General features: G+C 64.1%; 12 protein-coding genes. 5 read left to right on the top strand and 7 right to left on the bottom strand.

Going from position 1 to position 13,176, the window contains the following annotated elements:
- Positions 1 to 87: 87 nt before the first annotated feature.
- From RAM60_RS02925 to infA, 4 genes are read right to left on the bottom strand one after another with little or no spacing between them, the layout of a single operon-like run.
- Entirely contained in the window at positions 88 to 276 is a 189-nt protein-coding gene (locus RAM60_RS02925; RefSeq protein WP_200982997.1) for a DNA gyrase inhibitor YacG, read from the bottom strand.
- Positions 269 to 1,249 (bottom strand): ribonuclease, encoded by a 981-nt coding sequence (locus RAM60_RS02930; RefSeq protein WP_369025643.1) that lies wholly within the window; start codon positions 1,247 to 1,249, stop codon positions 269 to 271. Before RAM60_RS02930 ends, RAM60_RS02925 begins: the two co-directional genes overlap by 8 nt.
- Positions 1,242 to 1,817 (bottom strand): Maf family protein, encoded by a 576-nt coding sequence (locus RAM60_RS02935; RefSeq protein WP_369025642.1) that lies wholly within the window; start codon positions 1,815 to 1,817, stop codon positions 1,242 to 1,244. The genes RAM60_RS02930 and RAM60_RS02935 overlap by 8 nt, the downstream gene beginning before the upstream one ends.
- A 6-nt stretch (positions 1,818 to 1,823) precedes the next feature.
- Positions 1,824 to 2,069 carry a translation initiation factor IF-1 gene (infA, locus tag RAM60_RS02940; RefSeq protein ID WP_007163491.1) on the bottom strand — a complete coding sequence of 82 codons (246 nt, stop codon included), beginning with the start codon at positions 2,067 to 2,069 and terminating at the stop codon, positions 1,824 to 1,826.
- Positions 2,070 to 2,289: 220 nt separating this feature from the next.
- On the opposite strand from infA, the gene RAM60_RS02945 reads away from it, so the two are divergent.
- Positions 2,290 to 5,070 (top strand): TonB-dependent receptor, encoded by a 2,781-nt coding sequence (locus RAM60_RS02945; RefSeq protein ID WP_369025641.1) that lies wholly within the window; start codon positions 2,290 to 2,292, stop codon positions 5,068 to 5,070.
- Between the two features lie 9 nt (positions 5,071 to 5,079).
- Here RAM60_RS02945 and RAM60_RS02950 read toward each other — a convergent pair whose 3' ends face one another.
- From RAM60_RS02950 to RAM60_RS02960, 3 genes are all read right to left on the bottom strand, one after another.
- Positions 5,080 to 5,871, bottom strand: coding sequence for an esterase/lipase family protein (locus tag RAM60_RS02950; protein WP_369025640.1), 792 nt, complete (start codon positions 5,869 to 5,871; stop codon positions 5,080 to 5,082).
- Positions 5,868 to 7,460 (bottom strand): WS/DGAT/MGAT family O-acyltransferase, encoded by a 1,593-nt coding sequence (locus tag RAM60_RS02955; RefSeq protein ID WP_369025639.1) that lies wholly within the window; start codon positions 7,458 to 7,460, stop codon positions 5,868 to 5,870. The genes RAM60_RS02950 and RAM60_RS02955 overlap by 4 nt, the downstream gene beginning before the upstream one ends.
- A gap of 116 nt (positions 7,461 to 7,576) precedes the next feature.
- Positions 7,577 to 8,698, bottom strand: a complete 1,122-nt coding sequence (locus tag RAM60_RS02960; protein ID WP_510640400.1) for a BaiN/RdsA family NAD(P)/FAD-dependent oxidoreductase — start codon at positions 8,696 to 8,698, stop codon at positions 7,577 to 7,579.
- 287 nt (positions 8,699 to 8,985) lie between these two features.
- Between RAM60_RS02960 and RAM60_RS02965 the strand changes: the two genes are divergently transcribed.
- The 4 genes from RAM60_RS02965 (at position 8,986) to RAM60_RS02980 (ending at position 13,127) form a co-directional block, all read left to right on the top strand.
- A complete protein-coding gene (locus RAM60_RS02965; protein ID WP_369025637.1) occupies positions 8,986 to 9,693 on the top strand; it encodes a helix-turn-helix transcriptional regulator in 708 nt (235 codons plus the stop codon).
- Between the two features lie 277 nt (positions 9,694 to 9,970).
- The gene (gene uvrC / locus RAM60_RS02970) at positions 9,971 to 11,929 is read left to right on the top strand and encodes an excinuclease ABC subunit UvrC (protein ID WP_369025636.1); all 1,959 of its coding nucleotides are present in this window, start codon (positions 9,971 to 9,973) and stop codon (positions 11,927 to 11,929) included.
- Positions 11,930 to 12,004: 75 nt separating this feature from the next.
- The gene (locus RAM60_RS02975; RefSeq protein WP_369025635.1) at positions 12,005 to 12,517 is read left to right on the top strand and encodes a lipocalin-like domain-containing protein; all 513 of its coding nucleotides are present in this window, start codon (positions 12,005 to 12,007) and stop codon (positions 12,515 to 12,517) included.
- 118 nt (positions 12,518 to 12,635) lie between these two features.
- Positions 12,636 to 13,127 (top strand): hypothetical protein, encoded by a 492-nt coding sequence (locus RAM60_RS02980; protein WP_369025634.1) that lies wholly within the window; start codon positions 12,636 to 12,638, stop codon positions 13,125 to 13,127.
- The last annotated feature ends 49 nt before the right edge of the window (positions 13,128 to 13,176 follow it).

Here is a 13,176-nt window from a genome sequence, read left to right on the forward strand (position 1 = left end):
ACTGCTTCGGCGGAGGGGCTACAAGAGCCCCGCGAGCAATGAGAGCGCGCCTATGGCGAAGCGGGCACGCCTTGGCAAGGGGGTAATTCAGTCCTCGCGCGTGCGCAGGACTTCGTCGGCGATTTCCTCGGGCATGGCAGGGCGACCAGGCACGGCGTAACCGTCGCCGAACCATTGCGCCAGATCGCGGTCGCGGCAGCGCGAGGAGCAGAACGGGCTGAACTCGGCACTGCGCGGCTTGCGGCAGATCGGGCAGGGTTTGGACGAGTTAGGCATGATCGACCATCTGGGCATGGGGAGCCGCAATCGCAATGCCGGGATCGGGCCTTACCACGAGTTCGCGGCCCATCCGGCGGCGCAATTCGTCGAGCCATTCGGGACGCAGCTTGTCGATGACCGCGGGATGGGCGGACAGCTCGATTCGTCCGGCCCCCGCCAGACCCTCGGCCTTGCGCAGCAGCAGGCGGGCAGCAGCCCCCGCGCGGTTGCGCGCGATGCGATGGAGGAGCGAGGGACGCTCCAGCCGCGCGATGATCTGGACGAAACCGAAACCGTTCATGGCCGTGCGTTCATGCGGCCAGTGTCCGAGGCTTCGTTCCAGCCCGGTATCGACGACCTTGCGATCGCCCTTGTCGCTGACGGTGGGGAAATCGATACCGATGTTGCCGGCAAGGTCGAACCGCCCGATGCTGCGCGCCAGCGCCGGAATGCCGTTGAAGGTGATCGCTTCGAATGGTCCGCCGTCGATGTCGATCAGCGTCATGGCCGGGGTCTCGGCGAAGAGCAGGCTCCCGCCGTAAAAATCGACCTGCTGGATCGCGGCTTCCATCCACAGATCGTCCCAGTTTGCGTCGCCCGGGAAGCGGTGGACGACTTGCACTTCGGCCTCCTCGCCCAGAGCTTCGGCGAGCGATGGAGCGGGCTTGACCGGGTTCTCGGTGAACCGGCACTGGGCAAGCTTGAGCCGGCCCCGTTCGGCCATGGCTTCGCGTGTTACCCGCATTCGGACAGGGGCGCCGATGCTGACTGGACGGGGAACGAGCGGGCACAAGGCCTTCTCGCCATTGGCGAACTCGACCAGGCCCGCGCGGCCTTCGCCCAGCCTTTCGAGCAGCTTCGCATCGGCGATCTCGCCGGTTACCAGCCCACTTCCGGGCCAGCTGACGCGCGCCGCCTCGATGCCGTTTTCGCCGAGCCGGATCGCGCGGTGTTCGCCGATCCCCTCTTCGACGAGCCAGCGGTCAGGCAAGGTCGAACCCTGCCGCCTTGAGCAGCGCACGGGTCTCGTAGAGCGGTAGGCCGACAACGCCCGAATGGCTACCCTGGATGCGGCTGATCAGACCCTCGGCAATGCCCTGGATGGCATAGCCACCCGCCTTGCCGTGCCATTCGCCGCTGGCGATGTAGGCCTCGATCTCCTCGCGCGAGAGGCGCTTGAAGATGACCACAGTCTCGCTCAGTCGCTCACGCATGGTGCCGTCAGGTGCGCGCAGGGCGATGGCGGACAGCACTCGGTGACGTCGACCCGACAGCAATTCGAGGCACTGACGCGCGATCGCCTCGTCCTCGGCCTTGGGCAGGATGCGGCGTCCGGCAGCGACAACGGTGTCGCCTGCGAGCACGAAGCCTTCGGACGAAGTAGCGGTCTCTGCCTTCTCGCGCGCCATGCGCCTGGCGTAATCGCGCGGAAGTTCGCCCTTGCGTGGGCTCTCGTCGATATCGGCTGCGGTGATCGCGTCGGGCGTCAGGCCGAGGCGCGCGATGAGTTCGCGCCTGCGGGGACTTGCGGATGCGAGGATGAGCTTGGGCGAACCCACGCCGGATTACTGCGGGCCGGGGCCGCCGCGACCGGGCATGAAGCGGTAGGTGATGCGCGCCTTGGTCAGGTCGTAGGGCGTCAGTTCGCACAGGACCTCGTCACCCACCAGCACGCGGATGCGGTTCTTGCGCATCTTGCCGGCGGTATGACCGAGCACTTCGTGGCCATTCTCGAGCTCCACCCGGAACATCGCGTTCGGCAGCAGCTCGACCACGCGCCCGCGCATTTCGAGAAGTTCTTCTTTGGCCATGCAGTCTTGTTATCCGTAAATTGTCAGAAATTGCGTGGCGGCGCCTTTAGCCGGAGCGCGGCCAAAAGGGAAGCCTTGGCGCATCGGGTCGGGGCCGACCAAGAGTCCATATGTCTCGACGAGCGACAAACCGATACAGGAACCGCCCTTGCGGGGCATGGGTTCTTCCCGCAAGTGCGAGAGGGCGGGGGCATGTTTCGGTTTAGTTTGAAGGTGATCGTTGAGTAAGCTCCCCGCATTTGCCGTATCGCTGGCGGCTATCGCCTGGTCGACCTGTGCGATGGCGCAGGATGTCGCACAGGTCACGCCGTCGGAGGGCAAGCCCCAGGAAGAACCGGCGGCGCTCGACCCCGGCACCATCGTCGTCACCGGCGAGCGTATCCGTGGCCAGCTGATCACCGACCAGCCGCCAGTCGCCGAATACGACGCTGCAGATATCGCGGCCTTCGGCGGGAGTTCGATTGCCGACATCATCTCCGCGATCGAGCCCGCGAGCGGCAGTGCGCGCGGTGGACGCGGAGGTGGCCAGCCGGTGTTCCTGATCAACGGCATCCGCGTGTCGAGCTTCCGCGAATTCCGCAACTACCCGCCCGAAAGCATCGCCAAGGTCGAGGTGTTTCCCGAAGAGGTCGCCCAGCGTCTCGGCTTCCCGCCCGACCAGCGCGTGGTCAACATCGTGCTCAAGCCGAACTATTCCTCGCTCACTGCGGAGCTCGAGCTCGAGGCGCCGCAGGATGGCGGCTATTCGCGCAACGAGCAGGAACTCACCTATCTCAAGATTACAAGTGGCGGGCGGCTGAACTTCAACCTCGATGTCGAGGACACCAGCGCGCTGACCGAGGATGAGCGCGGCTTCACCGTTCCCTCGACCATCGCCGGTGTCGATGACGAGGCACCTTTTCGCACGCTGCTTTCTGACAGCCTAAAGGTAGAAGGCACGGCAAACTACGTCCGCGCCGATATCGACACGGGTGCATCGACCAGCCTCAATGCCACGGTCACACGCGAGGAAAGCCTCGGCCTGTCGGGCCTGCGCGAAGTGGGTGGCATCGTCTCTCCGCTGGAAACGCGGCGCACGACCGATACCTATGCCTTTGCCGGAGCATACAACCGGCGCTTCGGCGGGTGGCAGGGCACATTCACCACCGACGTGATCCGTGCGCTCGGCGATACGGAGATCGACCGGTTCGACCAGAGCGGATTCGACCTTGCGCAGAGCAACACCTGGACCGTCACCAACAAGGCGACGCTGGTCGGCTATCCGCTCGAACTGCCGGCGGGAGAGGTTTCGACAACCTTCGACCTTGGCCTCGACTGGAAGCGGATCGAGAGCGAGGATACCCGGTCGACCACCGGGCTTCAGGCGACACGTCGCCGCTTGCGCGGGGGCGTCAACGTCTCCGTTCCGATTGCCGAGGATGACGGCGCATGGGGTGCCATCGGCAGCCTGACAGCCAACTTCTCCGCCGGCGCGGAGGATCTCTCGGACTTCGGTGGGCTTTACAGCTGGACCGCCGGGCTCAACTGGTCACCGACCCGCAGCCTCAACTTGCAGGCCACCCGGATCTGGCGCGAGGTTGCCCCGACGCTGAGCGACCTTGGCCGTCCGCGGATCGACAGCTTCAACGTGCCCGTGTTCGATTTCGTGACCGGTGACAGCGTGCTTGCGACTGTCACCACCGGCGGCAATCCGTCGCTGCTCGCCGAAACGCAGGCAGACTGGAAGTTTGGTGCGAACTGGGAATTGCCCTTCTGGAAGGACACGCGCTTCCAGGTCGATTACGCGCTCAACAACTCGAGCGACGTAACTCTCAGTTCGCCATCCTATTCGGCGGCGTTCGAAAGCGCTTTTCCCGATCGCGTCACACGCGGCACTTCGGGCGAGCTGCTGGCCATCGACCGTCGTCCGGTTACGCTGTTTCGTACCAAGAGCAGGACGCTCAGCTTCGGTCTCAACACGCGCGGCACCATTGGCAAGGCGCGCGAGAGCGGCGGGGGTCAGGGGCAAGGACGTGGTGGTCCACCGGGGTTCGGTGGTGGAAGGTCCGGTGCGGGCGGTCCCGGCGGCGGTGGCGGGTTCGATCCCAACCGCTTCCGCGAGATGCGGGCGAAATTCTGCGCCGCACCGGCAACCGAGACTCCCGATCTCTCCCTGTTGCCGGAGCGCATGCGCGAGCGCCTGATGGGGCCCGACGGCAAGCCCGATCCTGTCCTGGTGAAGGACGCGCGCGACCGCTTCTGTAGCGAGAATACCGAGCGTGATTTCGAAGCAGTGCGCACGGCTCTCTGCACCGACCCGCCCAATATCGACGCCCTCCCGCCACAGATGCTCGAGCGGCTGAAGCGCGAGGACGGCACGGTCGATCCGGACAGGCTCGCCGCGATAAAGGAACGGATCTGCGCCGCACCCGGAGCGCGACAGAGCGGTGAAGCCAGCAGCGCCGAGGCGCGCGGGGGCGGTGGACGCGGCGGTCGTGGCGGCCGGGGCGGAATGCCCTTCGGTCCCGGCGGCGGCGACAACGGACAGGGTCGCTACTTCGTCAGCCTCAACCACTCGATTGCGCTCGACAATGAGATACAACTAGCGCCCGGTGGGCCGATCTATGACCAGATCGACGGCGAGGTCATCGGAGGTGGGGCGGTGCCTAAGCACACAACGCGCCTCGAAGGCGGGCTGTTCTGGGGTGGCTATGGCTTGCGCGTTTCGGGCAATTACATCGGCGAAGCCGTGCTGCGCGGCAGTGGCCTGCCGGGGTCGAGCGACCTCTTCTTCGGGGACCTTGCGACCGTGGACCTGCGCCTGTTTGCCGATCTCGGGCAGGCGCTGAAAAAGGATGACGGTTTCCTCAAGGGCTTCCGTTTGTCGCTGGTCGTGAACAACCTCTTCGACGGGCAGCGGAGGGTCGTCGACAGCAGCGGGCAAATCCCCGATGCCTACGACCCGCGCCGCATCGATCCCATCGGCCGATACTTCGGCATCGACCTCAGGAAGCAGTTCTGACGCGAAGCCTCAGTGCAGTCGCGTCCGCGGGAAGGCGATGTTGGCAATGCCCTTGGGCTGGAACCTGCGCCACTTGCCCTCTTCCTGCGCCAGTCGGTCGGCGATGGCGTAGACTGCAGCGGGATTGACGCCCAGGCCGCAATGGCTGGCGAACACCTCGATGTTCTCGCACTGGTCGTGGTCGAAATCCTGCACCGAGCCGCGCCAGTGCACCACACCGTCGGCCTTGGTCAGGATCGAGGTCGTGGGGACGGGCGGAGCCTTGGCCAGCTCGCGGAAATTGCCGTCGCGAATGGGCTCGGGCTCATGGCCGTTGAGGTATTCGAACAGGCGCCGCGCATTGGTGTGGTTGCGATCATCGCTGATGGGCGAACCGAGGCTGATCACCTGACGCACCTTTTCCGGTGCCAGCTTGGCGAGCTCGCGGGCGAATACGCCGCCGAGGCTCCAGCCGACGATGCTGACCTTGCCGCCGGTGCGTGCGTGAAGCTCGTCGACGCAGGCCATCATCGCCTCGATGCGCGCATTGTCGACGCGGACATTGCGTCCGAGGTTCCAGCCCACTGCATCGTAGCCGAGCTTGGCCAGCAGGCGGCGCAGCGGAGCGGTCGAGAAGTCCGAAGCCATGAAACCCGGCAGGACCAGCACGCCGTGGCCGTCGCCGCGCGGCAGCATCCCCATTAGCGGGGTGAGCGCGTAGAAACTGGCGAGTTCGGTCATGGCGCGACCCGGTTCGGTCAGCGCGAGAACGATGTGCGGCGGACGGGCTTCATCCGGCGCAACGTTGGTCTTTGCAGTCACGTGGTGGCTTTTCCTTTCCCTTTCGGGGCAGCCGCTGAACGGCTGGCGACCCCTTTGGTGCCCTTCGCCGGGGCCTTTTTCGTTGCTGGTGCCCCCTTCTTTGCGGCGGGCTTCTTTTTGGTTGCTGGTGCCTTTGCCTCCGCCGGCCTGGGCGCAGCCGCACCACCCGCCTTCTTTGCGGCATCGCGCAGTTCGGTGAAGCTGTCCTCGATGCACTGGGCGTAGAATTCCGGATCGGGCAGCAGTTCGCGGCAGGCGGTGAAGGCGATGGTCGCCTCGTCGGTATAGGACTGGACCACATGGCCGAGGCCCATGCCGTCGGTCAGGCACAGCAGTCCCATCATGCTCTCGAGCCGTGCGCCGGAGGAATAGATCGGAACCGGCGGGCCGGGGACATTGGTGACGACGGTGGTGAACACCGGCCCGACACCGCGGTTAGCCAGGCCGAGGCGGGTGTAGAGCTGCGCCCCGAGGCTCATCCACAGCGCCGGGCTGACCTTGCTCACTTCGGTCATGTTGCGCGCGCCTACGGCGTCGGTCATCGCCTTGGAATTGGTCGTGCGGTCATGGACGAAGCGCATTCGCTCGATAGGATCTTCGATATGCGTGCCCAGTGGAGCGACCATGGCCGCAACCTGGTTGCCCATGTCACCCTTCTCGGTCGCCGAACGGACCGATATCGGCGCCATTGCCGTCAGCGTCTTCTTCGGAAGGTCGTTCTTGGCGAGGAGGTACTTGCGCATCGCCCCGCCGACGATGGTCAGGAACACGTCATTGACCTTGGCACCCTCGACGGCGGTGCGGATCGCCTTGATGTCGGCCAGCGGCACGCTGCGTCCCTCGACCACGCGGTGGCCGGAAATCGCCCGGTTGAAGCGCGTCTTGGGTGCGATCATCTCGCCCGAGACGTCGAATTCCTTGGCGACTATGCCCTTCAATGCCTTGGCCAGGCCCGGTGCAGCCTTCGCCGCGACCTCGATCTGCTTGAGAGGGTTGGTAATGGCGTTGAAATAGCTCTTGCCCAGCAGTTCGACCGGATTGGGGACCTTCTCGGGCTTCCAGTCGTCCTTCGCATCCGGCGGCGGCTCGTCGGGGGACAACGTGTGCATCGCCTCCATCAGGTCGATGCCGCTCATGCCGTCGATCGCCGCATGATGGACCTTGGTGACCATCGCAAAGCTGCCCTTGGCGACGCCGGGAATGTTTTCGAGACCCTCGACAACGGTGAACTCCCATGGCGGGCGGGTCAGGTCGAGCGGGCGGGCGAAGATGCGCGCCGCCTGGATGCACAATTGTCGCCAGTCGCCGGGTTTGGGCAGGGCGATGTGGCGGACGTGATATTCGAGGTCGAAGTCCGGATCCTCGATCCAGTAGGGATAGTCGAGATCGAAAGGCACGCGCACCAACCGCTGGCGGATCGTGCGGGACAGCTGCATGCGGCTCTCGAAGAAGGCCAGGATATCCTTGAAGCGGACAAAGCCGCCGGGCGCAGTTTCGGGGTTGTAGATGAGGATCGAGCCGATGTGCATCGGCGAATTGCGCGTCTCCAGCGCGACGAAACTCGCATCCATCCCCTGGAGCTGGCGCATAGGCATCTTCTCCTGCACGGCCTGCTTTGCGCAGGTCCGAATGTTGCAGATGCTAACATGTGACGATTCCGCGTCAACTTGCCGCCTAGGTAAACGGCTTCCCTAGCGGCGAATGCTCAGATCGCGTCGCCCGCCGCCACCCCGCTGGCCCAGGCCCACTGGAAGTTGTAGCCGCCCAGCCAGCCGGTAACGTCGACCGCCTCGCCAATCGCGTAGAGACCGGGAATTCGCTTTGCTTCCATGGTCTTGGAAGAAAGTTCTGCGGTCGAAATGCCGCCCACGGTGACCTCTGCCTTGGCGAAGCCCTCGGTGCCGTTGGGGTGGAATTCCCAGCGCTTGAGCCGTTCCCCGGCTGCTCGCAACGCCTTGTCCGCCGTGTTGGCTAATTCGCTGCCCACGCCGATCTTATCCGCAAGAATGTCGGCAAGGCGGTCGGGCAGGGCTTCGCGCAGCAGCGAGCGAATGGTGGCGCGCGGATGGTCGCGCTTGGCATCGAGCAGCCATTCGGCGGTGCGATCGGGCAGGAAGTCGATCGCAACCGGATCGCCCGGCCGCCAATACGAACTCACTTGCAGGATCGAGGGACCGGACAGCCCGCGGTGGGTGAAAAGCGCCGCTTCGGCGAAGCTGGTCCTGTTGGCGGTCGCGACAACGGGTGCGGAAACGCCGGATATTTCGCGAAACAGCACCTCTTCCCCGCCCAAGGTAAGCGGGACGAGTGCTGGCCGCGGCTCGACAACCTTGAGCCCGAATTGGCGAGCGAGATCATAGGCGAAACCGGTTGCCCCCATCTTGGGGATCGATGGCCCCCCGGTGGCGATGACGAGGGCATGAGCGGAATAGGCTTCCGACTGCGTTTGGACAGTGAATGTCCCATTCTGGGACACTGCGACGACCTCCTCGCCACATTTCACCGCAACGCCGCCTCTTGCGCATTCCTCCAGCAGCATCGCGACGATCTGCTTCGCCGAACCGTCGCAGAAGAGCTGGCCGAGCGTCTTTTCGTGCCAGGCAATACTGTACCGCTCGACGAGTTCGATGAAATCGCGTGGTGTGTAGCGGGCCAGCGCACTCTTGGCGAAATGCGGATTGGCGCTGAGGTAATTCGCTGGACCCGCGCCGATATTGGTGAAGTTGCACCGCCCACCACCCGAGATGAGGATTTTCTTAGCCGGTTGTTCGGCCTTCTCGAGGACCAGCACGCGCTTGCCGCGCTGACCGGCGCGGGCAGCGCACATCAGGCCGGCAGCGCCGCCGCCGAGGATGATGGCGTCGTATCGGTTTTCCACCTTGCGCCCATCGCGGCTTTACCCCGTGCGCGCAAGCACTGGGGCGGCGAATTTTGGTGCTTGGCGGCCAATCGCGCGACAATTAAATCGCAGGATCAAGCGCAATGGCCCGAGCTCGAGTCGCTGGCATTCCGCCCGAATTGTTCTGAGTCTTCACTTCTTGAGCAAATGTTCGTGCGGAGAGAATTGCGATGGGAGCTGCTTCCGACGGATTTTGGGGACTCGCCACGAGGATTGTGTCTGCACAGGACGAGGCCACGATCCGTTACGAGTTCCGTGAAGTCCTGAAGGAACTGGGGTTCGGTGCGGCCTACTACCTTTCGCCCGTTGTTTCGGACCCCCGGGTGGGCCGTCAGTTATACACCTTCGGCTTCCCCGAGGAATGGGGTCGTCAGTACGGTGACAAGCTTGGCATGATGGACCCATTCCCGAGGGCAGCGCTGAAGCACGGCGGTGTCTTCCGTTGGTCTCAGGTAGGCAAGATTCTCCGGCTGCAACCACGCAATCTGCGGTACCTGAAGGCTCTGGAAGGCTTCGGCATCTACGATGGCATCGGGTTTCCGTGCTATGGTCCCGGTGCACGCCGGAGCTTCGTCGGCGTAGGGCTGCCAGCTTCGGAGAAAAGCTTCAGCCCTGAGGGGGTGTTGAAAGTGCAGGTGGCCGGGCAACTGGCCTTCCAGCGACAGGCTCAGATCAACCGGTTGGTCGACCTGGCCAACCCACGCCTCTCGCAGAGGGAACACGACGTGTTGCAGCTGATTGCCAAGGGCAAGAGCAACAGCGTTATCGCCCAGGTGCTGCGCATCTCGAGCTCTACTGTCGGCGTCTACGTTGCGCGGCTGTTCGAGAAACTCGGCGTAAGCGATCGCACCTCCGCGTCTGTGAGGGCGCTCTCTTTGGGCCTCATTCCCGGCTTCGTGACCCCCGAAACAGGTGTGAAGTAACCAGCGATCCACCTCTATGTCGGGCAATTGCTCGACTTTAACTTCTCGCCTCTTCCCTTAATGGCTCTCGGCGAGCGGAAGCCGTAGCCCTTCGAGTCGCAAATTCGAGGACCTCAGGCGCCCGCAGCGACAGTCGCCTGGTCCCCGGATCGGCGGATGCGCGGGACGGTTCGGGGCCATCGTTTGCTGGCAACGGGCCGTCCTTCAGCAGTGCATATGTCGTGGTCACCGATGCTGGCAGTTTGCCAAGCGGCTTTTCCGCCCTATCTCGGCTGCCATGTCGCGCACGAAAGCCGGTTCTCCCCCTGATCCCCGAGGCAAGGAGCGTTTCAACGAGGAACGCGCCGCCTATACCGTCGCCAGTGCGCAGCCAGACCTCGAGGCGGGGATCACCGCGATCCGCGAGACGGTGAAGGTGCTGAAGCCCAAGCCTGGCGTCTATCGCATGCTCGATACGCGTGGCGACGTGCTCTACGTCGGCAAGGCGCGCAGCCTGAAGGCGCGGGTGGCGAACTACACTCAGGTCAAGGGACTCTCCAACCGGCTCCAGCGGATGATCAGCCAGACCCGGCGGATGGAGATCGTCACCACCAATTCCGAGGCCGAGGCACTGTTGCTCGAAGCGCAGCTGATCAAGCGCTATCGCCCGCCGTTCAACGTCCTACTGCGCGACGACAAGAGCTTCCCATTCATCCTGCTGCGCGCCGATCACACCTTCCCGCGCATCCAGAAGCACCGCGGCGCGCGCAAGGCCAAGGGCAATTACTACGGCCCCTTTGCCAGTGCCGGATCGGTCAACAAGACGCTGAATGCGCTGCAGAAACTGTTCCTGCTGCGCAGCTGCACCGACAGCTTTTTCAACAATCGCGACCGGCCCTGCCTGCTTTACCAGATCAAGCGCTGTTCGGCCCCTTGCGTCGGGCGCATCGACCAGCAGGGCTACGACAGTCTGGTGCGCGAGGCGAAGGACTTCCTCGGCGGCAAATCCTCTGTCGTGCAGGCACAGATCGAAAAGCAGATGGCCAAGGCCGCAGCCGACCTCGATTTCGAGACCGCCGCGATTCTGCGCGATCGGCTGCGTGCGGCGACCTTCATCCAGGGTTCGCAGGCCATCAATGCGCAGGGTGTTGGCGATGCCGATGTCTTCGCGCTTGCTGCCAAGGGCGGGCAAGTCGGGGTGCAGGCCTTCTTCATTCGCGGCGGGCAGAACTGGGGCCACCGCACCTTCTACCCACGGAACACCGGCGATCTCGACCTCGCCGAAGTGCTGTCCGACGTGCTCCTCCAATTCTACGAGGAGGTGCCGCCGCCGCGCACGATCCTCGTCGATCGCGAACTGATCGAACAGGAACTGGTGGCCGAGGCGCTGGCCGAGAAGGCGGGTCACGCCGTGGCCATTTCGATCCCCCAGCGCGGCACGCGGCGCAAGCTGATGGAGCAGGCCCAGCGCAATGCTGTCGAGGCGCTCGACCGGCGGCTCGCGGAAAGCGGTACCAAGGCGAAGATCCTGCGCGAGTTGGCCGAATTCCTCGAGTTGGAGGACGTGCCGCAGCGGATCGAGGTCTACGACAACAGCCATATCCAAGGCGACAAGGCGCTCGGCGCCATGGCCGTTGCCAGCCCCGAAGGCTTCGAAAAGGGCCAATACCGCAAGTTCAATATCAAGACCGCGCAGACCAACGACGACTTCGGCATGATGCGCGAGGTGATGGAGCGGCGCTTCCGCAACCTCGCCGAAAATCCCGATGGCGATACGGGCAAGAAAAACAGTCACGAGACCGTCTGGCCCGACCTCGTCCTCATCGACGGCGGCAAGGGCCAGATGTCATCGGTGCGCGACACGCTTGAGGAGATGGGGATCGAGGACGTCCCGTTGATTGCCATCGCCAAGGGGCCGCACCACGGCAGAGAAGGCCGCGAGGTGTTCCACTTCCCTGACGGACGCGAGAAGACGCTGCCGGTCAACTCGCCGCTGCTGTTCTACCTCCAGACCCTGCGCGACGAAGTCCACCGCTACGCCATCGGCGCCCACCGCGCCAAGCGCAGCCGCGCGATCACCGCTTCACCACTGGACGAGATCCCCGGCATCGGCCCTTCGCGCAAGCGAGCCCTGCTGTTGCACTTCGGCACTGCGGGGAAGGTGAGGGCAGCGGCGCTCGAAGACCTGCAACGCGCACCCGGCATCAGCGAGGGCGTGGCGCAGCAGATCTACGATTTTTATCACGCCGGGGGGTGATGGGTGGATGTCCGCTAGCGACCCGATTGTGGTCATCGTGTCATGTGCTAGCATTGGTTATCTAGGGAGATGGCCATGCTGAAACGACGTAACGTTCTTACAGCGGGATTAGCTTTGCCTTTGGCGGCAGGAGCGGTTTCCGCAAAGGGCCAGATGCCGCAAGATCCATTGGTTGGATCATGGTCATTGATCGAAGCGATGACCGTTCAAAAGGACGGGGAAACAGGTCCTTGGGATGGCCATACCCGCCCCTACACTGGGCTCATCGTTTATGGGGCCAGCGGTATGATGTCGGTGCAGATCGCCACAGCAAGGGCGCCAATGCCGTCGGATGGCAACCTCAGGAAGCTGACAGCGGACGAGCAATTGGCGTACCTCCACAGCTACTATGCCTACTATGGAAAATATGAGTTCGATCCTGCCCGGTCGGTAGTCACTCATTTCGTACAGTCGTCTCTCGATCCTACCGAAACCGGCATTGTTTATCGTCGGGCCGTGAAGCTTGTCGGCGATGTCGTCACGCTAACAACCTTGGAACCGAACGACGCGTCCGGCAGCCACAACGTGCTGAGCTGGCGCCGGCTTTGACGCGCATGCATTATTAAGTCAGCTTTTCACCCCAAAAATGTCATCCCAGCGAACGCTGGGATGACATGGGGTCAGCACCCCTTTCCTACACCCCCTGTCCCGTGCCCTAAGCTGGCGGATGAAGCACTATCGTCCTCGTGTCCCGCAATCCCGCTCGCCGCCCATTGCCATCCCGCCGTTCCACGCCGTGCCGGTGCGCATTCGCGCGGATGGGTGGACACCGCTCAGGCAGGCGGAGTTCATCGGACACCTCGCCGCAAAACGCTCGGTTGCGGCGGCGGCGCGCGAGGTGTCGATGGCGCGCGAGACGGCCTATCGCTTGCGTGAGAGGCCGGGTGCCGAAGGCTTTGCGGCGGCATGGGACGTCGCATTGGCGCGGCCAGGATCGGAGGCGGGGAGGGCGCGGCTACTCGCGGCGCTGATGGCAGCGCGCGAGGCATTGAAGCCCTCGCGAAAGGTCACAGTCGAGCAGCTCAAATGGCGGGTGGAGACCGGGCTGTGGCAGGTCTTCCTGCGAGGTGGTTGCTACGCCGGAGTGCGGCGCAATCCGGACAATTCCGCGCTTCTTGCGCTTCTCGCCCGCACTCGCCGCGCGGAGTGCGCGACCTGATGAAAACGGAAGGTCACACATTTCCTCTGTGGTGTTTGTGTTCCACTCC

The organism is Qipengyuania sp. RANM35, from assembly GCF_041021145.2.
In the GTDB taxonomy this organism is placed as follows: Bacteria; Pseudomonadota; Alphaproteobacteria; order Sphingomonadales; family Sphingomonadaceae; genus Qipengyuania; species Qipengyuania soli.